Origin of the sequence: Metabacillus sp. B2-18, assembly GCF_021117275.1 — a bacterium.
In the GTDB taxonomy this organism is placed as follows: domain Bacteria; phylum Bacillota; class Bacilli; order Bacillales; family Bacillaceae; genus Metabacillus.
This window is the reverse complement of record NZ_CP088245.1, coordinates 3,303,957-3,328,034: the sequence shown is the minus strand read 5'-3', so window position 1 is coordinate 3,328,034 and position 24,078 is coordinate 3,303,957. Positions and strand designations below refer to the sequence as shown.

At 36.4% G+C, this 24,078-nt stretch carries 20 protein-coding genes; 16 read left to right on the top strand and 4 right to left on the bottom strand.

Annotated elements, in window-relative coordinates; translation table 11 throughout:
• Window positions 1–216: 216 nt before the first annotated feature.
• From ahrC to spo0A, 4 genes are all read left to right on the top strand, one after another.
• Entirely contained in the window at window positions 217–666 is a 450-nt protein-coding gene (gene ahrC / locus LPC09_RS16920; protein WP_098796038.1) for a transcriptional regulator AhrC/ArgR, read from the top strand.
• Window positions 667–722: 56 nt separating this feature from the next.
• On the top strand, window positions 723–2,423 hold the full coding sequence (gene recN / locus LPC09_RS16915) for a DNA repair protein RecN (RefSeq protein ID WP_098796039.1): 1,701 nt from the start codon (window positions 723–725) through the stop codon (window positions 2,421–2,423).
• Between the two features lie 214 nt (window positions 2,424–2,637).
• Window positions 2,638–3,933, top strand: coding sequence for a SpoIVB peptidase (spoIVB, locus tag LPC09_RS16910; protein WP_098796040.1), 1,296 nt, complete (start codon window positions 2,638–2,640; stop codon window positions 3,931–3,933).
• 305 nt (window positions 3,934–4,238) lie between these two features.
• Window positions 4,239–5,030 (top strand): sporulation transcription factor Spo0A, encoded by a 792-nt coding sequence (gene spo0A, locus LPC09_RS16905; protein ID WP_098796041.1) that lies wholly within the window; start codon window positions 4,239–4,241, stop codon window positions 5,028–5,030.
• Between the two features lie 70 nt (window positions 5,031–5,100).
• Here spo0A and LPC09_RS16900 read toward each other — a convergent pair whose 3' ends face one another.
• The 3 genes from LPC09_RS16900 to LPC09_RS16890 form a co-directional block, all read right to left on the bottom strand.
• Window positions 5,101–5,619: a ferritin family protein gene (locus LPC09_RS16900; protein WP_098796042.1), complete on the bottom strand. Its 519-nt coding sequence runs from the start codon at window positions 5,617–5,619 to the stop codon at window positions 5,101–5,103.
• An 86-nt stretch (window positions 5,620–5,705) separates the two neighbouring features.
• Window positions 5,706–6,680 carry a ketoacyl-ACP synthase III gene (locus LPC09_RS16895; protein WP_098796043.1) on the bottom strand — a complete coding sequence of 325 codons (975 nt, stop codon included), beginning with the start codon at window positions 6,678–6,680 and terminating at the stop codon, window positions 5,706–5,708.
• Window positions 6,681–6,900: 220 nt separating this feature from the next.
• A complete protein-coding gene (locus LPC09_RS16890) occupies window positions 6,901–7,047 on the bottom strand; it encodes a YycC family protein (protein WP_098796044.1) in 147 nt (48 codons plus the stop codon).
• 62 nt (window positions 7,048–7,109) lie between these two features.
• Between LPC09_RS16890 and LPC09_RS16885 the strand changes: the two genes are divergently transcribed.
• Entirely contained in the window at window positions 7,110–7,841 is a 732-nt protein-coding gene (locus tag LPC09_RS16885; protein WP_098796045.1) for a glycerophosphodiester phosphodiesterase, read from the top strand.
• 47 nt (window positions 7,842–7,888) lie between these two features.
• Here LPC09_RS16885 and LPC09_RS16880 read toward each other — a convergent pair whose 3' ends face one another.
• Entirely contained in the window at window positions 7,889–8,128 is a 240-nt protein-coding gene (locus LPC09_RS16880) for a DUF2627 domain-containing protein (RefSeq protein ID WP_098796046.1), read from the bottom strand.
• A 159-nt stretch (window positions 8,129–8,287) separates the two neighbouring features.
• Here LPC09_RS16880 and LPC09_RS16875 point away from each other — a divergent pair, with 159 nt between their 5' ends.
• The 11 genes from LPC09_RS16875 (at window position 8,288) to meaB (ending at window position 24,031) form a co-directional block, all read left to right on the top strand.
• A complete protein-coding gene (locus LPC09_RS16875) occupies window positions 8,288–10,369 on the top strand; it encodes a sigma-54 interaction domain-containing protein (RefSeq protein WP_098796047.1) in 2,082 nt (693 codons plus the stop codon).
• 218 nt (window positions 10,370–10,587) lie between these two features.
• Window positions 10,588–11,484 (top strand): phosphate butyryltransferase, encoded by an 897-nt coding sequence (yqiS, locus tag LPC09_RS16870; RefSeq protein WP_098796048.1) that lies wholly within the window; start codon window positions 10,588–10,590, stop codon window positions 11,482–11,484.
• 20 nt (window positions 11,485–11,504) lie between these two features.
• On the top strand, window positions 11,505–12,599 hold the full coding sequence (gene bcd / locus LPC09_RS16865; RefSeq protein ID WP_098796049.1) for a branched-chain amino acid dehydrogenase: 1,095 nt from the start codon (window positions 11,505–11,507) through the stop codon (window positions 12,597–12,599).
• A 94-nt stretch (window positions 12,600–12,693) separates the two neighbouring features.
• On the top strand, window positions 12,694–13,800 hold the full coding sequence (gene buk, locus LPC09_RS16860; protein WP_098796050.1) for a butyrate kinase: 1,107 nt from the start codon (window positions 12,694–12,696) through the stop codon (window positions 13,798–13,800).
• 43 nt (window positions 13,801–13,843) lie between these two features.
• Complete coding sequence (gene lpdA / locus LPC09_RS16855) at window positions 13,844–15,268, top strand: dihydrolipoyl dehydrogenase (protein ID WP_098796051.1); 1,425 nt, start codon at window positions 13,844–13,846, stop codon at window positions 15,266–15,268.
• Between the two features lie 107 nt (window positions 15,269–15,375).
• Window positions 15,376–16,368 (top strand): thiamine pyrophosphate-dependent dehydrogenase E1 component subunit alpha, encoded by a 993-nt coding sequence (locus LPC09_RS16850; protein WP_098796052.1) that lies wholly within the window; start codon window positions 15,376–15,378, stop codon window positions 16,366–16,368.
• Window positions 16,369–16,380: 12 nt separating this feature from the next.
• On the top strand, window positions 16,381–17,364 hold the full coding sequence (locus LPC09_RS16845; RefSeq protein WP_098796053.1) for an alpha-ketoacid dehydrogenase subunit beta: 984 nt from the start codon (window positions 16,381–16,383) through the stop codon (window positions 17,362–17,364).
• 32 nt (window positions 17,365–17,396) lie between these two features.
• Window positions 17,397–18,668 carry a dihydrolipoamide acetyltransferase family protein gene (locus LPC09_RS16840; protein ID WP_098796054.1) on the top strand — a complete coding sequence of 424 codons (1,272 nt, stop codon included), beginning with the start codon at window positions 17,397–17,399 and terminating at the stop codon, window positions 18,666–18,668.
• A gap of 295 nt (window positions 18,669–18,963) precedes the next feature.
• Window positions 18,964–20,874, top strand: coding sequence for a methylmalonyl-CoA mutase family protein (locus LPC09_RS16835; RefSeq protein ID WP_176551008.1), 1,911 nt, complete (start codon window positions 18,964–18,966; stop codon window positions 20,872–20,874).
• The gene (scpA, locus tag LPC09_RS16830; RefSeq protein WP_098796056.1) at window positions 20,871–23,024 is read left to right on the top strand and encodes a methylmalonyl-CoA mutase; all 2,154 of its coding nucleotides are present in this window, start codon (window positions 20,871–20,873) and stop codon (window positions 23,022–23,024) included. The genes LPC09_RS16835 and scpA overlap by 4 nt, the downstream gene beginning before the upstream one ends.
• Window positions 23,021–24,031 (top strand): methylmalonyl Co-A mutase-associated GTPase MeaB, encoded by a 1,011-nt coding sequence (gene meaB, locus LPC09_RS16825; protein WP_098796057.1) that lies wholly within the window; start codon window positions 23,021–23,023, stop codon window positions 24,029–24,031. The genes scpA and meaB overlap by 4 nt, the downstream gene beginning before the upstream one ends.
• Window positions 24,032–24,078 lie beyond the last annotated feature (47 nt).

Below are 24,078 nucleotides of genomic sequence, written 5' to 3'. Positions count from 1 at the left end.
TGTTTTTTTCAATTTGGTTTTTATAGGAAGTGTCTGTATATTCATGCAATTGCCAATAATCAACAAAGAAATACATAATCCAATTTTGTATTAATTTATGCAGTTTTTCTAAAGCATTTTTATTAAATCTGTACATTTACAAGGATTTAATATAAGATGAGGAGTATAAACATACAAAAAAAGAAGAATTGCATCAATGCAAAAGGGGTGCTTGATATGAATAAAGGACAAAGACATATAAAAATACGTGAAATAATTACAAATAATGATATTGAAACACAAGATGAATTAGTTGATTTATTAAAAGGTATGGGCTTTAATGTAACCCAGGCAACCGTCTCTCGGGACATAAAAGAGCTGCATTTAGTTAAAGTACCAATGCTTGATGGACGATATAAATACAGCTTACCTGCAGACCAAAGGTTCAATCCATTACAAAAACTAAAGCGTGCCTTAATGGATGCGTTTGTTAAGGTGGATTCTGCAGGGCATATGCTTGTGATGAAAACTTTACCAGGAAATGCAAATGCTATCGGGGCTTTAATTGATAACCTTGATTGGGATGAAGTTTTAGGAACGATTTGTGGTGATGATACAATTCTAATCATTTGTCGAACACCAAATGACACGGATACAATCACACAACGTTTCTTAGATATGCTTTAATTCCTTAGGAAATAAAGTAACAGAAATTATTATTATTATAAGAGGTGTGATTCTGTTTGTTAGCGGAATTATCAATAAAAAACTTTGCAATTATCGAATCTTTAACCATTTCTTTTGAGAGAGGACTAACCGTATTAACTGGTGAAACCGGCGCTGGAAAGTCAATAATCATTGATGCAATCCATTTATTAGCCGGAGCAAGAGGATCTTCTGAATTTGTTCGGTATGGAGAAAAACGAGCAGAATTAGAGGCATTATTTTTATTAGATGGTACAAACCATCCTGTTTATCAAAGATGTGAAGAGTTCGGAATTGATGTTAGTGATGGAATGATTATTCTTAGAAGAGACATGTCTTCAACGGGGAAAAGTATTTGCCGTATTAATGGAAAGTTAGTAACTATTGCTGTTTTAAGAGAAGTTGGTCAGCTTTTGGTTGATATCCACGGGCAGCATGATAATCAAGAGCTTATGAACGAAGAAAATCACCTTTCGTTACTAGATCAATATGGTGGGCAAGAAGTAAAAGATGCACTAGAAGCTTATTTAGATGTTTATCGACATTATGATGGACTTAAAAAGAAAATCACCCAGCTTTCTGAAAATGAACAGGAAATGGCGCATCGGCTTGACTTACTACAATTTCAATTAGACGAAATTGAAAAGGCGGATTTACAGCCAAAAGAGGACGAGCTATTACAAGAAGAGAAAAATCAAATATCCAACTATGAAAAGATATATGACGCTCTAAAAAATGGCTATAATTCTCTTCATGGAGAACAAAAGGGGTTAGATTGGATAGGGCTTGCCATGAGTCAGCTTGAGAATGTGGGCCAAATTAATTCTACATTAAAGGAACTTTCAGAGACCGTTTCAAACGCTTTTTATATGTTGGAAGACATCTCGTATCAGCTAAGAAATGAATTGGAGTCTCTTGAATTTGATCCTGGACGACTGAATTACGTTGAGGGTAGATTGAATGAAATTAACACTTTAAAGAGAAAATATGGTCAATCCGTTGAAGAGATTTTGACATATTCAGCTAAGATTGAAGAGGAAATTGATACGATTCAAAATAAAGATAGCCATTTAACTAAATTACAAAAAGAGCTTCTATCAGTTACAGAAGATTTATCCATTGAGGCGAAAAACCTTTCAATGATTAGGCAGAAGCATGCTAAGTTGTTAGTTAATGAAATTCATCAAGAGCTTAAAGAGCTATATATGGAGAAAACAAGCTTTGATGTTAATATGAAAGAAAAAAGAAGCAATGTTAACGAGATAAGATATACTTCTACAGGTGCAGAAGAAATTGAATTTTATATTTCGACTAACCCTGGTGAGCCATTAAAACCATTAAATAAAACAGCATCAGGTGGGGAACTTTCACGGATTATGCTTGCGATGAAGAGTATTTTTTCACAGCACCAAGGAATTACTTCAATTATATTTGATGAAGTTGATACAGGTGTTAGTGGGCGTGTTGCTCAAGCTATTGCTGAAAAAATTTACCGAGTTTCTAACGGTTCTCAAGTTCTATGTATTACACATCTTCCACAGGTCGCTGCGATGGCTGATACACACTTATATATTGCAAAAGAAACAAAATCGGGTCGAACCAAAACAAGTGTTAAGCCATTGGTAGAAGACGAGAAAGTGAAAGAAATCGGTCGAATGATTGCCGGGGTGGAAGTAACAGAGCTTTCAAAGGAACATGCAAAAGAACTTCTGTTACTTGCTTCTTCGGCAAAACGTTAAGTGAAAGCTGCCACTATATAAGTTGGCAGCTTTTTTGATTTTTATTTATGGTAAGATAAGCCTTTTTTCGCTTTCAAAATGATGTTAATTCTTACAACAAATCCTTTAAATTTCTATCTATTACAGTTATAAATAAGGCCTTAAAAGGCTACATTAAAACTGTAGCCATATTAGAAGATATGGTGTGGGTTAGGAGCGAGGAGAGTGAAGGTTTTTGCAGACAGATAAAATCAGAAAAATAATTGGTGTACTTCTCCTTGTTTTATTAATGAGTTTAGGTTTTATGAAAGAAGTTCAAGAATACGTTAAAATACCTAAAAATATGACGGTATTTGAGTCACAAAATGTGAGCGTGAATCGTTCGATACCTGTAAATGCTTCTCAAGATGCAGAGACAGCGTTTACTGTTCAGAAAAATACGGATGGTAAAACACTTGATGTTCATGGGAAAAAAGCAGGAGAAGGTGAAGTTGTTTTTGATCTTGCTGGCTTTCCGGTGAAAAAAACAGGTGTAAAAGTGTTACCTGATTTCAAGGTCATTCCTGGAGGTCAGTCAATTGGTGTAAAACTGAATACTCTTGGCGTATTGGTGGTTGGACACCATCAAATTAATACTGCAGAAGGTAAGAAGTCTCCAGGTGAAATTGCTGGAGTGGAAGTAGGCGACATTATTACAAAGATAAATGGGAAGAAAATTGAGCAAATGAGCGATGTTACTCCATTTATTCAAGATGCCGGTAATACTGGTAAGCCACTTGATTTAGTGTTATCGAGAGAAGATCAAGAAGTTAAAACAAAACTGTATCCACTAAAAGACGAAAATGATCGTTCATATCGAATAGGATTGTATATTCGCGACTCAGCAGCAGGTATTGGAACCATGACATTTTACGATCCAAAATCTAAGAAATATGGAGCATTGGGTCACGTGATTTCTGATATGGATACGAAAAAGCCAATTGTTGTTGAAAATGGTCAAATCGTTCGATCAACTGTTACTTCAATTGAAAAGGGTAGTAACGGAAACCCAGGTGAAAAACTAGCTAGGTTTTCAGGAGATCGCAAAATTATCGGTAATATTACACGTAATAGTCCTTTTGGTATCTTTGGTGAACTAAATCAAGATATTACAAATGGTATAATGGATAAGGCGATGCCAATTGCTTTATCTAACGAAGTCAAAGAAGGTCCAGCAAAAATCCTAACAGTTGTTGATAATGACAAGGTTGAGGAATTTGATGTAGAAGTCGTTAGCTCTGTTCCTCAAAAGTTCCCAGCAACTAAAGGAATGGTCATTAAAATCACAGATGAAGAATTATTGGATAAAACAGGTGGTATTGTTCAAGGTATGAGCGGAAGTCCGATTATCCAAAATGAAAAAGTCATAGGTGCCGTTACTCACGTATTTGTTAATGATCCAACCTCTGGATATGGTGTTCATATTGAATGGATGCTAAATGAAGCAGGTATTGATATTTATGGAAATCAAGAAAAAGATAAAGCAAGCTAATAAGAAACTGTCAAGAAAATTCTCTTTTCTTGGCAGTTTTTTATCTTTTCCCTTTTCAATGTCCGTGGAATTATGTAAAATAAAGGTGAAAAGATTTTTCGACAAAGTGAACATGGATTTCATTTGTCAAATGGTGTATTAAGTCGAAAAATAGAGTAAATTGAAGAAAAACTTTGTTATCCTCCATTTTTTAAAGTTTTTTCAAAAAAATAAAGGTATTTTTACTGGATTGTCGAATTGATTTATGTAATCATATGTATAGATATAAGATATAATGGCAAATCAACACTGAGGAGGAAGTATTTGTGGGTAAAATTAAAGTTTGTATAGTTGACGATAATCGGGAACTTGTTGGTTTATTAGAAGAATATTTATCAAGCCAAGATGATATTGAGGTTCTTGGTGTTGCATATAATGGTCAAGAATGTTTAAATATGTTAAAAGATAAGGAGCCGGATGTTTTAGTATTGGATATTATTATGCCACACTTAGATGGTCTTGGTGTTTTAGAAAAACTAAGACAAATGGATCGTCCGCAACCAAATGTAATTATGCTTACAGCATTTGGACAAGAAGATGTAACGAAGAAAGCGGTTGACCTTGGAGCTGCTTACTTTATTTTAAAACCGTTTGATATGGAAGGTTTAGCAAGTCACATCCGTCAAGTAAGTGGAAATGCTGCACCAATCATTAAACGAGCTAATTCTTCAATGAGATCTGCTGTTGAGCCACAGTCCAAAGGTAAAAATTTAGATGCTAGCATTACAAGTATCATCCATGAAATTGGAGTTCCTGCACATATAAAAGGCTATTTATACTTACGTGAAGCAATTTCTATGGTTTATAACGATATCGAATTATTAGGATCAATTACAAAAGTGTTATATCCTGATATTGCAAAAAAATATAACACAACTGCATCACGTGTTGAACGTGCTATTCGTCACGCAATTGAAGTGGCATGGAGCCGTGGAAACATAGAGTCAATTTCATCTCTATTTGGCTATACAGTTAGCATGACAAAAGCTAAACCAACAAACAGTGAATTTATTGCAATGGTAGCTGATAAGCTTCGCTTGGAGCATAAAGCGAGCTAATAAATATAATGATAAAACTCCTTAAACCAAAGTGTCTAAGGAGTTTTTTTATGTTTGTGTACAGAAAAAATCACTTATATTTTATCAGATTTTGTTCTAAGGCCTCTAAGTGCTTTTGGGAAACTATTAGTTGTTCTTGAAATGTATCTAATATGTCTTTCGGGAATTCTCGAATTGATAAGAACTTTTTATACATTTTTATAGCGTTTTTTTCTCGTACTATTTGTATTTGAAACGCTTGATAGAGACTTTCTGTATCCTTTTTTATATAATGTCTTGCTCTATCTTTTGGAAGGTCAATATTATATTTTTTAAATAACGGTAGTAAAGTGCTAATCAGGTGTTGATCTTCGATTTTCATCTGAACAAAAGGACGGATACTACCGTATTTTTCAATAGAATAATCAAAGTTTGCTTGCTTTAAATATTTATCTTCAAGAGCATAAGAAAGTGCCTCGGCCAGAGATATGTTTGAGTCTTCTAAAGCTTCTCGAGCTCCGTATTTTACAGATTCATTACCAATTGTATGGGTAGGAGAAAAGACCATTATAAAAAGAAATAAAACGGTGCAAATCATACGCGGCTTCATGTTGTGATTCTCCTTTAGCATCGTTTATATTTAATTTTACTATTCACTAAAGATTAAAATCTTATGTAACGGGGCAGGGAAATGGTCTATCCCCAAGTCAGTATATGGCCGGAATGTGATAATCCTCCGCCAAATCCGTAAAGTAATAAAGTGTCTCCTGTTTTCACTTTACCTTCCTTTATGCCTAAATCGAGAGCTAATGGAATGGAGGCAGCAGAAGTATTGCCGTAATGAACTAAACTATATAAAGTTTGATCAATTGTGAATCCGCTTTTTTCACATATTGATTCAATCATGCGCAAATTGGCACTGTGTGGGATAAACCAGTCAATATCATCTTTAGTTAAGTTAGAATCAGCTAACAAGGTATTAATACCGCTTGGGACCGTTGTAACAGCCCATCGATAAACCTCTCTACCGTTTTGTACTAATTGTTTTTTATCTTGAAGATCTTGATCGAACATCGTAGTTGAGAGGTGTGTACCGTACAAATGGAGCCCTTTTTCTCCTTCAGAATTCACAGTTGATGCCAGAAATTGGCCTTCGCTGTCGGCTTCCATCAAAACAGCCCCTGCACCGTCACCAAATAAAATGCAAGATGTTCGATCTGTAAAGTCTGTTATTTTTGATAAGGTCTCCCCTCCAATTACTAGTATTTTTTTATGAAGCCCACTTGATAGTAAACTGTTAGCAATATGCAGTGCGTATGTAAAACCAGCACATGCGGCATTTAAATCGAGAGCTCCTGCCTGTCTAATACCTAATCTACCTTGAACATATGAAGCAACACTTGGTGTTAAAAAATCTGGTGAAAGTGTACTAACAATAATAAAGTCAACATCACTGATTTCTTTGTTATACCGAATAACTAAATCTTCAACAGCTTTTACACAAAGGTCGCTTGTGAATTCATTTTCCGCAGCAAGGCGTCTTTCCTTAATTCCTGTTCGTTTTGAAATCCATTCATCGTTTGTATCAATAAATTGAACAAAATCATTATTTGTCATGATTTTGGTGGGGACATAGGTGCCAATAGCAGTGATTCTGGCGTTTGATCGCATTCATATCACCTCATCAAATTTTATAAGTTTATCATAACACCTATTATTATTACTTGGTACTAAAAAATTAAAGAATAAAGGAAAGTGGGTAAAAAGGTAGAATAAAAAAATTGATAAATTTTACTGTTGAGGATGGTACAATGAGCGTGGGTAGAAAAAAACCCTTAAATACTTATCGTCTGTGATAAGTTTTAAGGGCATAGCAGAAGAGAGTATTAAATTAATTCTGATCTTCTTCTTCTTTATTAAGTTCTGCTAGTTTAGCAAGTAAAATATGCTGTGGCATATGCATTACTTGTTCCAATGGGACATTAAGCGAAGCGGCTAACTTTTGTGCAGTGTCTGCAGAGATTTGTAATGGTCTCATAAGAATCATCCCTCCTATTTATAGTTAACTATTATTTTACATGAAATGAAGGTGTAAACAAGATGACATTAATTATTGGTCACAGAGGAGCAGCTGGAACGTACCCGGAAAATACGATGCTTTCATTTAAAGGAGCACATCAAGCGGGGGCAAACGGAATTGAGCTGGATGTTCAATTGACAAAAGATGGAGAGCTAGTCGTCATTCATGATGAAACAGTAGATCGAACAACAAATGGTTCGGGTTACGTAAAGGATTTAACCTTAAAGCAACTTTCTCACCTTGATGCATGCTATACATTCAAACAATATAGTAAAAAAACACCTATTCCAACCCTTGAAGAGGTGTTAAATTGGGCTTCTCAGCTACAAGATTCTTTTGTAGTTGATATTGAATTTAAAAATGGAATCATTCAGTATCCACATTTAGAACAGAAAACAATCGAATTAATACATAAATATAATATGCAGAAGAGTGTGATCATCTCTTCTTTTAATCATTATAGTTTAGTTACTTGTAAGCAGATTGATGCTGAAATTGAAACGGCTATTCTTTATATGGAAGGGTTATATAAACCTTGGGATTATGCAAAAACAGTCGGAGCTAAAGGTCTTCATCCACATTATTATGCAGTCAACTCTTTTATACTTAATGAGGCAAGATTAAACTTTCTCGATGTAAGACCATTTACTGTTAATGATGAAGAAGTAATGAAAAACTTAGTTAATGATGGATGTGCGGCGTTTATAACTGATTTTCCTGAGAAAGCAGTAAACATAAACAAAGAAGAGTGAGCTATTATACCAGCTCACTCTTTTTATTTATTCCTTTCAAATCATGCCTATTCTCTTTTACTGAACCGTTTTTGTACTTTATTTCGTTTACGATCTCGATAAAAAATAAATCCTGCTACAAAGGCTAGTCCACCTAAAAATAGAATTAAGCCGATGATAAATTGTAGAGCCAAGAAAGGAATAGGAGGTTGTAGGATACCAAATGTCATATCTCTCATAAGCTTAATTCCATAGGCAGCTAACATACCTGGGATGACCATAATGATTAATGCAATTATCCTCGACATTATTCTTCGTCCTTTCGTATTCTCAAAATAATTGTCTGTTTCGAAGCCTGGTTTGTCAAGTGGTATTCTTTTAGGATAAAATAGAACTATGCAAAAAATTGCAATATGTCAACATATGTTACGGATGGACTTTAATGTGAAATAAAGGGGATAGATTGTATGCAACAAGTTGTGATCATAGGTGCTGGTAAAGGTGGTAAGGCACTAATAAAAAGAATGGTTGAAACAAAGATGATGGACGTAATGTTGGTTATTGATAAGAATGAGCATGCTCCTGGATTAAAATATGCAAAAGCTCAAGGAATTCAAACAGCTACTAATTGGAGAGAGATTACCAATCAAAATGTAAATATTATTATAGATGCAACGGGATCAAATGAACTAATGCACGAGCTTCAAAAGGAGAAACATCCTGATACAACCATTATACCGGGATCTGTTGCACTACTTATCTCTGAGTTAGTCGAAGAAAAAGAGGTGTTGATTGCCAGATTAAAGGAAGAAACTTATAAGCAGCAAACGATCTTTAATTCCACAAATGACGGCATGATCGTTATTGATATCAACGAGCGAATCATACTTTTTAATAAAACTGCAGAAAAAATCACCGGATTTCCTCGAAAAAAGGCAATTGGTTTAAAAATAAAGGAAGTAATTCCGTCGACAAAGCTGGGAAGAACTTTAAAAACTCGAGAAGTTGAGACCAATCAAGAGCAGGTTCTTGAAAATGGGTTAAAAATTATTACGACAAGAATTCCTTTAATCGATGAATCAGGAAATTTATTAGGAGCCTTGTCGTTATTTAAAGATATCACAGAAGTGGTGAACTTAGCAGAAGAAGTAACAAATTTAAAAGATATACAAATGATGCTTGAGGCAATCATTCAGTCTTCTGAAGAGGCAATTTCAGTTGTTGATGAGGAAGGACGTGGAATTCTAATCAATCGGGCTTACACAAAACTAACCGGATTAACAGAAGAACAAGTGATAGGTAAGCCTGCTACAGCTGACATATCTGAGGGAGAAAGTATGCATATGAAGGTGTTGCAAACAAGGCGCGCTGTTCGAGGTGTAAGAATGAAGGTCGGCCCTGCGAAAAAAGATGTTATCGTAAATGTTGCACCTGTTATCGTGAGCGGAAAGCTCAAAGGAAGTGTTGGCGTAATCCATGACGTGTCAGAAATTAAAACACTCACAACTGAATTAAACAGAGCAAGACAGATCATTAGGACACTTGAAGCTAAATATTCTTTTGAAGATATTATTGGAGTTAGTGATGAGATGAAAATGGCTATTGAGCAGGCGAAGCTTGGAGCGAAAACCCCTGCCACCGTTCTGTTAAGAGGAGAATCAGGTACAGGTAAAGAACTTTTTGCCCACGCGATACATAATGCTAGTGATCGAAAATTCAATAAATTCATTCGGGTAAATTGTGCGGCTATTGCTGAAAACCTTCTTGAAAGTGAATTGTTTGGCTATGAAGAAGGGGCTTTTTCTGGTGCAAAACGTGGTGGAAAACGAGGGTTTTTTGAGGAAGCAAATAATGGAAGTATTTTCTTGGATGAAATAGGTGAACTTTCCGCCAATATGCAAGCGAAATTACTTCGTGTTTTACAGGAAAATGAAATTGTAAGAGTCGGAGGAACAAAGCCTACTTCTGTTAATGTTCGTTGTATTGCAGCGACGAATGTAAATATCGAAAAAGCAATGGCTGAGGGTCTTTTTCGTGAAGATCTGTACTATAGATTAAATCGTTATCCTATTTCCATTCCACCATTAAGAGATCGTAAAGAAGATATTCCTGCCCTTTGTGAGAGACTACTTCGTAAGTTAAACCAAGACTATGGAAGGAATATTGAGAGTCTCACGTCACAGGCAATTAAGAAGCTGATGGAGTATAATTGGCCGGGAAATGTAAGGGAGCTTGAAAATGTTCTAGGCAGGGCAATTATTTTTATGGAGCATCATGAGACAGCGATTGATGGGCAACATATACCATTGCTTCAGCAACCAGCCAAAGAGGCGAAGATACAAGATAATATCTCAATTGTTCATAATAATAGTGAAACACTTGCGGAAGCTGTAGAAAGAGTGGAAGCGGAAGTGATTAAGAAGTCTTTAGAACAACATGAATATAATCGAACCCAAACAGCAAAGGCTTTAGGAATATCACTCCGAAGTTTGTATTATAAGATGGAGAAATACAACCTTGCAAATAATAGCATGCAACATGATTCATAGTTTGCAAAATGATGCATAATCGTTATATGATAAGGGAGGATAAATTTCTTGTATTAAAAAATTTATCTCCCTAATTATACATATGTAAAAAAAGTTAAATGCGGATAAATGAATAATGGACAAGTTCAATATAAAAAATATAAATATTTTTGGCACGCTTCTTGCTTAAAAGATAGTAGAGGCTGATGAAAAACATCTTGGAAGGAAATGAGTAGCAAATGAATTTGGAAAGCCTTCTAAATGAAGCAGTGAACAAGAAAGGGCAAACTGTTGCAGTTGCTCAAGCAGAGGATGAGGAAGTAATAGAAGCTGTAGTGCAAGCTACTCATCGAGGTCTTGCACAATTTTTATTATTCGGTAATCGAGATGAAATTGACTATTTACTGAATCAAAAAAATGTAGCAAAAGAACATGTACACATTTTTCATGCTAGAACTAAGGAACAAGCAGCAGAACTAGCTGTTAGAGCGGTTCACCAAAATGAAGCAACCGTACTTATGAAAGGTAATATCTCAAGTTCCATCCTTTTAAAGGCTGTCTTAAATAAGGAATATGGGTTAAGAACGGGAAGGATTTTATCTCATGTAGCTTTGTTTGATGTTCCGGGTTTTACCAATTCAATTATTGTGACTGATGCTGCGATGAATATTGTTCCTGATTTACTTCAGAAAGAGCAAATTATTGTTAATTCTGTCCAAATTGCTCAATCCATTGGTATAAAACTACCTAAAGTAGCAGCAATTGCTGCTATTGAGGGGATAAATCCTTCTATGCAAGCAACGTTAGATGCAGCTTCACTAACGATAATGAATAAAAGAGGACAAATAAAAGATTGTATCATTGATGGACCGTTAGCGCTTGATAATGCAATTTCTATATCGGCGGCTGAACATAAAGGAATTACAAGTGAGGTAGCCGGTCAGGCTGATATCTTACTTGTCCCGACTATTGAAGTAGGAAATGTACTTTATAAGTCTTTAATTTATTTTGCGAAGGCTAAGGTTGGGGCAGTGATTGCAGGAGCAAAAGCACCAATTGTTTTAACGAGTCGATCTGATTCTTCAGAAAGCAAACTTTATTCATTGGCGTTAGCTTTATGTTCAACCGGAAAGTAATCATTAGGAGGAAACACAATATGGAAATTTTTAAATATATGGAGCAGTACGATTATGAGCAATTGGTATTTTGTCAGGATAAACAATCAGGATTAAAGGCGATTATTGCCATCCATGACACAACGTTAGGACCTGCCTTAGGTGGGACGCGCATGTGGACATATAATTCTGAAGAAGAAGCGATAGAAGATGCTCTTCGTTTAGCACGAGGAATGACTTATAAAAATGCTGCTGCCGGATTAAATCTTGGTGGAGGAAAAACAGTTATCATTGGAGATCCACGAAAAGATAAAAATGAAGAAATGTTTCGAGCATTTGGTCGTTACATCCAAGGGTTGAACGGTCGATACATTACAGCTGAGGATGTTGGTACAACGGTTGCTGATATGGACTTAATTCATGAAGAAACAGATTATGTGACAGGAATTTCACCTGCTTTTGGGTCATCAGGCAATCCGTCACCTGTTACAGCTTATGGAGTTTATCGTGGCATGAAAGCAGCAGCAAAAGAGGCGTTTGGTACTGACTCACTCGAAGGTAAGGTCGTTGCGGTTCAAGGAGTTGGAAATGTTGCGTATAATCTTTGCAAGCATTTACATGAAGAGGGTGCACAACTAATCGTAACAGATATTAACAAAGATGCAGTACGTCGTGCGGTTGAAGATTTTAATGCAAGAGCAGTAGAGCCAAATGAAATATACGGAGTAGACTGTGATATCTATGCTCCTTGTGCACTGGGTGCAACTATTAACGATGTAACAATTCCACAGTTAAAAGCTAAGGTTATTGCTGGAGCAGCAAATAATCAGCTGAAAGATACGCAACATGGTGACATTATTCATGAAATGGGTATTGTTTATGCACCGGATTATGTTATAAACGCAGGTGGCGTAATTAATGTGGCTGATGAACTATATGGATACAACAGCGAAAGAGCGCTGAAAAAAGTTGAAACGATTTATAACAATATTTCACGTGTAATTGAAATAGCAAAACGTGACGGAATCCCTACTTATCTTGCAGCAGACCGCTTAGCAGAGGAAAGAATTGAACGAATGAGAAATTCACGTAGTCAATTTCTACAAAATGGACATCATATTTTAAGTCGTAGATAATTAAATCCAGGGAGTCAGGAGTGTGCTTCTAACTCCCTCGTACATAATCCTATCTTTTGGAAAAGATGTCTGAGAAACAGCGGAGGTTTAGACGTTGGAATTAAAAGAATATCGAATCCTTGTCATTAATCCGGGATCCACTTCAACAAAGATTGGTGTTTTTGATAACGAAAGATCGATCTTTGAAAAAACATTAAGACATGATTCTGAGAAGCTGAATACCTTTCCTCATATTATCGATCAGTATGAGTTTCGAAAACAAACGATCTTAGAAACACTAGATGAAGAAGGAATGAACATTTCGAAATTAAGTGCCGTTTGTGGACGTGGAGGTTTACTTCGTCCGATTGAAGGCGGCACCTATACAGTTAATGATCAAATGATTGAGGACTTGCGGAAAGGATTTGCTGGTCAACATGCGTCTAATTTAGGCGGTATTATTGCATTTGAAATTGCGGATGCCTTAAATATCCCTGCGTTTATTGTTGACCCTGTTGTTGTAGATGAAATGGAAGAGATTGCGAAAATCTCAGGTGTTCCATCCATTCAACGAAGAAGTATCTTTCATGCCTTAAATCAAAAAGCTGTCGCAAGAAGAGTGGCATCGGATTTAAATAAACGATATGAAGATTTGAATTTAATCGTTACCCATATGGGTGGTGGAATTACAGTTGGTGTTCATCGTAACGGACGTGTAATCGATGTAAACAATGGATTGCATGGTGACGGGCCTTTTAGTCCTGAACGTGCAGGGACAGTTCCAGCAGGAGACCTTGTAAGTATGTGTTATTCTGGAGAATACTTCCGTGAAGAAATGATGAAAAAACTAGTAGGTCAAGGTGGACTCGTTGGATATCTAGGGACGAATGATGCAATTAAAGTTGAAAAAATGGTGGAGGCAGGAGATCAAAAAGCTGCCCTGATTTATTCAGCTATGGCCTATCAAATTGCGAAAGAAATAGGTTCAGCAAGTGCTGTATTAAAAGGGAAAGTCGATGCGATTGTGTTAACAGGCGGACTTGCATATGGCAAAAAATTTGTGAAAGAAATTTCTTCCTACATTGATTGGATTGCAGATGTTTTAGTTTTTCCAGGTGAAAATGAACTTCAGGCTTTAGCAGAAGGTGCTTTACGAGTACTGAGAAATGAAGAAGATGCAAAACATTATCCTAATGAAAAGATGGTTTCAAAGATCTTTTAGTCATATGCGAATGTTTGAAGCTAGATAAAGAGAGGGTGTTTTAATGGCGACGGAATATGATTTGGTTATTCTCGGGGGAGGTACAGGAGGCTATGTAGCAGCTATTCGTGCTTCTCAGCTTGGTCTTAAAACAGCGGTTGTTGAAAAAAGCAAGCTAGGAGGAACCTGTCTTCATAAAGGCTGTATCCCTAGCAAAGCTTTATTGAGAAGTGCTGAAGTATATGCAACGACTAAAAAATCAGAAGAATACGGTGTTGAAACATCTGGAGTGAATTTGAACTTTTTAAGAGTTCAAGAACGTAAGCAATCAATAGTAAATCAATTATATACTGGTGTCCAGCAGTTAATGAAAAAAGGAAAGATAGATGTTTATGAAGGGATTGGCCGTATATTAGGTCCTTCCATCTTTTCGCCGATGCCCGGTACCATCTCTGTTGAAATGAACAATGGAGAAGAAAATGAAATGCTAATACCTAAAAATGTTATTATCGCAACTGGGTCTAGACCACGTACTCTGCAAGGCTTAGAAATTGATGGGAACATTGTATTAAGTTCTGATGAAGCACTTGAATTAACGGAACTACCAAAATCAATCCTCATTGTTGGTGGTGGAGTAATTGGAATAGAATGGGCATCCATGCTCTCAGATTTTGGTGTTGAGGTAACTGTACTGGAATATTCAGATCGAATTCTTCCGACAGAAGATAAAGAGATAGCGAAAGAAATGAATAAGCTAATGACAAACAAAGGTATTACACTTGTCACTAGTGCCAAGGTTTTACCTGCAACAGTAAGTAAAGACAAAAATGGCATTTCCGTGAAAGCTGATCATAACGGGGAAATGAAAGAATTTACAGCCGAAAAAATGCTAGTATCTGTTGGACGATTACCAAATGTCGAAGGAATTGGAGTAGAAAATACAGATATTCAGCTTGAAAAGGGTTATATCAATACCAATGATTTTTACCAAACGAAAGAGTCTCATATTTATGCAATTGGGGATGTGATCGGGGGATTGCAGCTTGCTCATGTTGCCTCATATGAGGGAATCATTGCGGTTGAACATATAGTAGGAAAAGAGCCTATGCCAATGGATGAAACCCTCATTTCAAAGTGTATCTACAGTTCTCCTGAAATTGCTAGTGTTGGCTATACAGAGGACGAGGCAAAAGAGAAAGGCTTTAAAGTAAAGGTAGGAAAATTTCCTTTTAAAGCGATAGGAAAAGCTCTTGTCTACGGAGAAACAGATGGATTTGTTAAGCTGATTGCTGATTCAGAGTCAGATGACTTATTGGGTGTTCATATGATTGGACCTCATGTCACAGACATGATTTCTGAAGCTGGACTTGCAAAAGTGTTGGATGCAACTCCGTGGGAGATTTCACATACGATTCACCCACATCCAACTTTATCCGAAGCAATTGGTGAAGCCGCTCTTGCGGTTTATGGAAAAGCGATCCATTCATAAATTACATTTATCTTGCCTGAAATAAAGAGTCTGGTAGAACAAATAGTCTTAATCTATAACAGTTACGTTGCTACCAGTGCTCATCCTTTTAAATAGGAGGAATTGATATGACAGAAAACCGTCATCTCTCATTAAACCTTACGGATGAAGATGTATTAAATATGTATGAAACAATGTTATTAGCAAGGAAAATTGATGAACGTATGTGGTTATTAAACCGTTCAGGTAAAATACCATTTGTCATTTCTTGCCAAGGACAGGAAGCAGCTCAAGTAGGTGCTGCATATGCGTTAGATCGTAACAATGACTATGTACTTCCTTACTACCGTGATATGGGTGTTGTTCTAGCATTTGGTATGACAGCAAAAGAACTTATGCTTTCTGCTTTTGCTAAAGCGGAAGATCCAAATTCAGGTGGTCGACAAATGCCCGGACATTTTGGTCAAAAGAAAAACAGGATTGTAACGGGCTCTTCACCTGTTACAACACAAGTGCCTCATGCAGTAGGGGTTGCTCTAGCTGGTAGAATGCAAAAGGAAAATCTTGTAACATTCGTTACATTTGGGGAAGGCTCTTCCAATCAGGGAGATTTTCATGAAGGAGCCAATTTTGCTGCTGTTCATAAACTTCCTGTTATATTCATGTGTGAAAATAACAAATATGCTATTTCAGTTCCTTATGACAAACAAGTTGCATGTGAGAAAATTTCAGATCGAGCCATAGGGTATGGTATGCCTGGTGAAACGGTTGATGGAAATGATCCACTTGAAGTATATCGAGCTGTAAAAGAAGCTGCAGACCGCGGTCGTCGCGGAGAAGGTCCTACCTTAATTGAAACAATCTCCTATCGCTTAACACCACACTCTAGTGATGATGATGATCGTAGCTATCGTGAGCAGGAAGAAGTGGCTGAAGCGAAGAAAAACGATCCTATCTTAAAATTTGCTCAATACTTAAAAGAATTAAATATTTTAACCGATGAAAAAGAAAAACAAATCGTTGAAAACATTATGAATCTTGTAAACGAAGCAACTGAATACGCTGAAGCGGCTCCATATGCGGATCCAGAACATGCGTTAAAGTATGTATACGCAGAGTAAGGGGGAAGAAAAATGGCGATTATTTCTTATATAGATGCCATTACAATGGCGATGCGTGAAGAAATGGAGCGCGATGAAAAAGTTTTTGTTTTAGGAGAAGATGTTGGCTTAAAAGGTGGAGTTTTTAAAGCAACAGCTGGATTATACGAAAAATTCGGTGAAGAAAGAGTCATTGACACTCCTCTGGCTGAGTCAGCGATTGCTGGTGTAGGAATTGGTGCAGCGATGTATGGAATGAGACCGATCGCTGAGATGCAGTTTGCTGATTTTATTATGCCTGCAGTAAATCAAATTATTTCAGAAGCAGCAAAAATTCGTTATCGCTCTAACAATGATTGGACTTGTCCTATAACGATAAGAGCACCCTTTGGTGGAGGAGTGCATGGTGCATTGTATCACTCGCAATCAGTGGAGGCGGTTTTTGCTAACCAGCCAGGGTTGAAAATTGTCATCCCATCAACTCCTTATGATGCGAAAGGCTTGTTAAAGGCTGCCATTCGTGATGAAGATCCAGTGTTATTTTTTGAACATAAGCGTGCTTATCGTTTAATCAAAGGTGAAGTTCCAGCAGATGATTATGTGTTACCAATTGGAAAAGCTGATGTAAAGCGTGAAGGAGAAGACGTAACGGTTATCACTTATGGTCTATGTGTTCATTTCGCCTTGCAAGCTGCCGAACGTTTAGCTAATGATGGTATTTCCGTACACGTTCTTGATTTAAGAACAATTTATCCTTTAGACAAAGAAGCAATCATTGAGGCTGCTTCAAAAACAGGAAAAGTTCTTCTTGTGACAGAGGATAATAAAGAAGGAAGTATTATCGGTGAAGTGTCGGCCATTATTGCAGAGAATTGCTTATTTGATTTAGATGCACCAATTAAACGATTAGCTGGACCAGATGTTCCGTCAATGCCTTATGCCCCAACGATGGAAAAATACTTTATGATTAATCCTGATAAAGTTGAGGCAGCGATACGTGAGCTTGCTGAATTTTAATAGTAAAGCCTTTTTAATGAGGAGGATTATAAGTGGCAATTGAACAAATTAAAATGCCTCAACTAGGTGAAAGCGTCACAGAGGGTACCATTAGCAAGTGGCTTGTGGCTGTTGGTGATACAGTGAATAAGTATGATCCCCTTGCTGAAGTAATGACAGATAAAGTAAATGCAGAAGTACCATCTTCTTTTACAGGTGTTATTAGTGAGCTAATTGCAGAAGAAGGAGATACTTTAGCAGTTGGTGAAGTGATTTGTACAATAGAGGTCAGTGGGATAGAGCATAAAGGTGAAAGTAAAGAGGTCACTAAGAATAATAAGGAATCTGTTTCAGAACATAACGTTAGCATGAATGATCAATCGAATAAAAAACGCTATTCACCTGCAGTTCTAAGAATTGCCCAAGAACATGATATAAACTTAGAGCTAGTAAATGGAACGGGTGCGGGTGGAAGAATTACAAGAAAAGATCTATTAAAGCTAATAGAAAGTGGAGCAATTCCTTCTGGTCAGCTAGAAGAGAAAAAGCCGGTTGAGGAAATCCCTGTAAATAATATTTCAGAATCACTATCCAAACAAACTCAGCCTCTACCACCGAGTGCTCCGGGAGATATTGAAATTCCAGTATCAGGAGTTAGAAAAGCAATTGCTGCAAACATGGTTCGCAGCAAACATGAAGCTCCTCATGCATGGATGATGATGGAAGTGGATGTTACAAATTTAGTTCAATACCGTAATTCTGTAAAAGATGAATTTAAGAAAAATGAAGGCTTTAACTTAACTTTCTTTGCCTTTTTTGTAAAAGCAGTAGCTCAAGCACTAAAAGAATTTCCTCAAATTAATTCAATGTGGGCGGGAGATAAAATTATCCAGAAAAAGGAGATTAATATTTCCATAGCTGTTGCAACAGAGGATTCACTTTACGTTCCGGTTATTAAAAATGCAGATGAGAAAACAATCAAGGGAATTGCAAGAGAGATTACAGATCTTGCATATAAAGTCCGAAGCGGAAAATTAACCTCAGCTGATATGCAGGGTGGAACATTTACGGTAAATAACACTGGTTCTTTCGGATCTGTACAATCAATGGGGATAATTAATTATCCACAAGCAGCAATTGTTCAAGTTGAATCTATTGTTAAGAGACCTGTCATTATTGATGGCATGATAGCTGTAAGAGATATGGTTAATTTATGTATGTCTTTAGATCATAGAGTGCTTGATGGATTAATTTGCGGTCGATTCTTATCGCGGGTTAAAGAAATTCTAGAAACTACATCAAAAGAAACTACATCGATTTATTAAGTTGTTCAAAAAGGAAGCAATGGTTAAGGTTGCTTCTTTTTTATTTTTTTCCAATTTCACAAAAAGTTTTTAAAAAAACAAATCTTTTTTTAAATCATACTGAAATAACAAGGAGCAAAGGTTTGTAGAACATCATTGCTGTTGGAAAAAAATTATAATAAAATAAAATTGTAAGCGCATTCTTTTTTGTGTAGATAAAATGGAGTGTGCTTCACGGCACCTAAGAATGCATAACATAGGATAAGTCAAACATGTTAGTCGATAAGGGGGTGGGCTTCCTTTTAGGAAGCACATGATGGGAGACGGACAAATACGAGCAGAAAATAGACGAGAATTATGGGAACATGAAGTAGAAAAAGCGTTAAGGGGTAAAACGCTTGAAATTCTTAACAAAGCTACATACGAGGGAATCAAAATTAAACCTTTATATGATGAAACGGACTTAAAAGATACGAAGAATAAACAAAATAGTTTAAAAGCAAAACCTGATAGATCTTGGAAAATAAGTCAAGCGGTTAATTGTGAGTATGCAGAAGAAATACAAGAGAAAATTAAGAATTCAAAATTGAGAGGACAAAATTCTTTCTTTCTTCGACATTTTCAAAATTTAAGGAAAAAAGAAGAGTTGCAAACTGCTTTTAAACACGTTGATTGGAAGAATGATTCAATTTTTTTTGATGTTAGAAATCAGCTTGGAGTGATTCCACATTTTTTACATCTGAGAAAAGAGCTACATCAACTAAAAGACTTACAAGGTACAATTGGCTTTGATCCATATGAAGACATACTAACAAACGGTGAGGATTCTTTATCACTTTCAACTAAGCTAGATTTCCTGGCAGATACAATCAAATGGATGAGTGGAAATGACTGTAATGCTCGCTGCATAGTCATTAAAGGAAATGTGTACAGTGAAGCTGGAGCGAATGCTCAACAAGAGCTTGTTTACACTTTTTCACATGCTCTTGAGATTATAAATGAATTATTAAATCAACAAGTACCTTTGCAGCAAATCGTAAATAGAATGACGTTTTCATTTGGAATAGGCTCAAATTTTTTTATGGAAATAGCAAAGTTTCGAGCTGCTCAGCATATATGGACATCACTTTTGCATGCTTTAGGAGTGGCAAATGCAGCAATTTCTAAACTTTATCTGCATGCTGTCACCTCAACATATAATAAAACAATATTTGATGTTCATGTAAATTTATTACGTACGACGACAGAAAGCTTTTCGGCTATAAGTGGAGGTGTAGATGAATTAACCATACTACCTTTTGATTCTGTGATAGATCAGCAATCTCAGCTTGGTGAAAGGATTTCTCGCAACATTCACTTTATTTTGCAAGAAGAAAGTTTACTTTCAAAAATAAACGATCCTGCAGCAGGATCTTACTATATTGAAGCGTTAACAAATGAATTGTCAGAAAGGGTATGGGAGGAACTCAAAGAAATTGAAGAAAAAGGTGGATTTATTCAACAGTTAATAGAGGGAAATGTACAAAAAAACATAAATAAAATTGCTGATCAAAGAGTACGTGATCTTGATTATCGCAAAAACTTAGTGATTGGAACTAACACGTTTGCTAATCCTGCTGATCAAGTTTCAAAAGATGATAGTCTTAAACCAAAAGTTTGTCACTATGAAGATCATACATTACATTATGTCTCCTCTTTCTATGAGGCATTACAATTTGTTTGTAAAGAAAAAACAACACCACGCTTAAAAAGTGACTCTATAGAAACTTCTTTGCAAGTACAGTCTTTAAAAACTACTAGATTAGTAGAGCATTTTGAAAAGCTTCGAATTAGGGCTCTTCATGCAAAAAGACAAGGGCAGGACATAAAAGTCGGTGTTGTAACGTTTGGGGAATTAAAAGATTACAAGTCAAGACTTGATTACATTTCTGGAATCCTTTTCTCGGGTGGAATAGATGTAGAGATTGCTTCAATGGGAGAAACAACAAAGTTCAAGCAAATGCGTTGCGTTATTCTGTGTGGAAACGACAAAAGTTACGAAGTGATTAATTCAACGTTCATTAATGGGTTACAAGCTGATAACGAAAATCTACATCTGTTTATTACAGGTAATAGACAAGAAGAGATTGTAAATGAATTACAGTTAGATGGAATGATTACTTCAAATATGAATGTTTATGAATTTTTAAAAAGCATTCAGAACATATTGGGGGTTAGTGGGAATTGAAAAGACTATCCATTTCTGATGCGCCATTAGTAAAAACAAAAACAAACATTCAACAAGACACTAATTCTTCACCTTTTATGACAAATGAACAAATTGAAGTGAAAAATGTTTATCGTAAAGATGATTTAGAAAATTGTAGACATCTAGGAACTTTTCCAGGAGTTGAGCCATTTGTACGTGGTCCATATGCAACGATGTATGTGAATCGTCCTTGGACAATTCGTCAATATGCTGGCTTCTCAACAGCAGAGGAAAGTAACGCATTTTATCGAAGGAATTTACAAATGGGGCAAAAGGGACTATCTGTTGCATTTGATTTAGCAACACACCGTGGGTATGATTCGGATCATCCAAGAGTGGTAGGAGATGTAGGAAAAGCGGGTGTGGCAATTGATTCCATCTTGGATATGAAAATTCTGTTTGATCAGATTCCATTGGATGAGATGTCGGTATCTATGACGATGAACGGTGCTGTACTACCAATTATGGCGTTTTACATTGTAACTGCTGAAGAGCAAGGTGTTTCAAAGGAAAAGCTAACAGGAACAATACAAAATGATATTTTAAAAGAATATATGGTTCGGAACACGTATATCTACCCTCCTGAAATGTCGATGAAAATTATAGGTGATATTTTTGAATATACGGCAAAAAATATGCCTAAATTCAATAGCATTAGTATATCAGGCTATCATATGCAGGAGGCAGGAGCACCTGCTGATCTTGAGCTAGCGTATACGTTAGCAGATGGACTTGAATATATAAGAACAGGTTTAAAAGCGGGCCTTACAATTGATCAATTTGCACCTAGATTATCTTTTTTTTGGGCAATCGGCATGAATTATTTTATGGAAGTTGCGAAAATGAGAGCTGCGCGTTATTTATGGTCATCGATTGTTAAGGATTTTAAGCCACAAAACCCTAAGTCATTGGCCTTGCGAACACATTCTCAAACATCGGGATGGAGTTTAACAGAACAAGATCCTTTTAATAATGTTGTACGTACTTGTATAGAAGCTCATGCTGCAGCGATGGGACATACACAATCACTTCATACAAATGCATTAGATGAGGCAATAGCTTTACCAACAGATTTTTCTGCTAGAATTGCTCGTAACACACAACTTTATCTTCAAAATGAAACCGGTATTTGTGATGTTATAGATCCGTGGGGCGGATCTTATTATGTTGAGTCTCTTACTCATTCATTAATTGAACGTGCTAAAAAGCATATTGATGAAATTGAGGAGCTTGGTGGAATGACAAAAGCAATAGAAACAGGTTTACCAAAAATGAAGATAGAGGAAGCGGCTGCTAGAAGACAAGCAAAAATAGATTCTGGAAGAGAAGTTATTATTGGTGTTAATAAGTTTAGGCTGGATCATGAAGACCCGATTGATATATTATCAATTAATAATACAGAAGTAAGAAAAAAACAAATTGAAAGAATTCGACAACTTAAAGAAAATCGAAATGAAGACGAAGTCAATCATGCTCTTCATCTTTTAACTAAAGCTGCTGCTAGTGGTGAAGGGAATTTATTAGAGTTGGCAGTAGAAGCAGCAAGAAAGCGAGCCACTTTAGGTGAAATATCGTTTGCGATCGAAAAGGTATCAAAACGCCACCAAGCAATGATCCGGTCAATTAGTGGGGTATATAGCTCAGAATACTCAAATGATGAAGAAATAAAAAAAGTGAGAGAAAGAACAGATCAATTTTACGAGCTAGAAGGAAGACGTCCAAGAATCTTAATAGCAAAGATGGGGCAGGACGGTCATGATCGCGGGGCAAAGGTAATTGCAACTGCTTTTGCTGATCTAGGCTTTGATGTTGATATTGGTCCGCTTTTTCAAACCCCTGAGGAAACAGCCAAACAAGCAGTTGAAAATGATGTGCATGTTGTTGGCATGAGCTCTCTAGCGGCAGGACATAAAACGCTTCTCCCTCAATTAATATCCGAATTGAAGAAGCTTGGTCGAGAGGATATTGTGGTCATCATTGGCGGTGTTATTCCATTCCAAGATTATGAGGAACTAAAAGAAAAAGGAGCAGCAGAGATCTTTGGTCCTGGTACAGTTATTCCAGTTGCAGCGGAAAAAGTACTTAAGAAGGTTTTCGATGTATTAGGATATGAGGAATTGCAAGAATGAGCAAGTTTCTAAAAAAAAATCGAGATATCCCTGTTGAGCGTTATATAAATGGAATTAAAAATGGAGATCGTGTTCTCTTAGCACAGGCTATAACTTTAGTTGAGAGTAATGCGAAACACCATTTTGAAAAAGCTCAACAAATTATCGAAGCTTTACTTCAAAAGAAAAGTAAATCAATAAGAATTGGAATTACTGGAGTTCCAGGAGCGGGAAAGAGTACGTTTATTGATGCATTTGGTACTTTTCTTTGTGAGCAAGGGAACCGAGTGGCTGTTTTAGCGGTAGATCCAAGTAGTCAAGTTTCTAAAGGTAGTATAATGGGAGATAAGACTCGTATGGAACGTCTATCCAGGCATCCAAATGCTTATATTCGACCTTCTCCTTCAGGTGGAAATCTTGGAGGAGTGAATAGAAAAACGAGAGAGACGATGATTTTGTGTGAGGCAGCAGGATACAACATTATTCTAGTAGAAACCATGGGTGTCGGACAAGGAGAATTTGTCGTACGTGATATGGTAGATTTCTTTCTTCTCCTTGTTTTAACAGGTGCAGGTGATGAGCTGCAAACGATGAAAAAAGGCATTATGGAGTTGCCAGATTTAGTTGTTGTAAATAAAGCAGATGGAGATAATAAAGAAAAGGCTAATCAAGCTAAGCATGAATATAATACAATTCTACATTTCTTAAAATCCTATACAGAAGGCTGGGTAACAAAAGCTGTAACAGCCTCGGCAAAAGAAGAAGTCGGCATTAATGAAGTTTGGAATATTATTCACTCATTTCAAGAATATACAAAGAAAAATCATTTGTTCTACGAAAGAAGAGCTGAACAACAGCGAAATTGGCTTCATGACTTACTTAAGCAGGAGTTGTATCGTTATTTTTACAATCACGCTGACATAAAGGAACAGCTAATAAAAGCGGAACGTACAGTTATAAGCGGAGAAAAAAGTGTTGCTTTAAGTGCCCTGGATTTACTGAATTTATTCATGGGAAAGAAAATTTAAGCGATACATTTGCTCATTTTATCAAAACATTGGTAAAATACATCTAT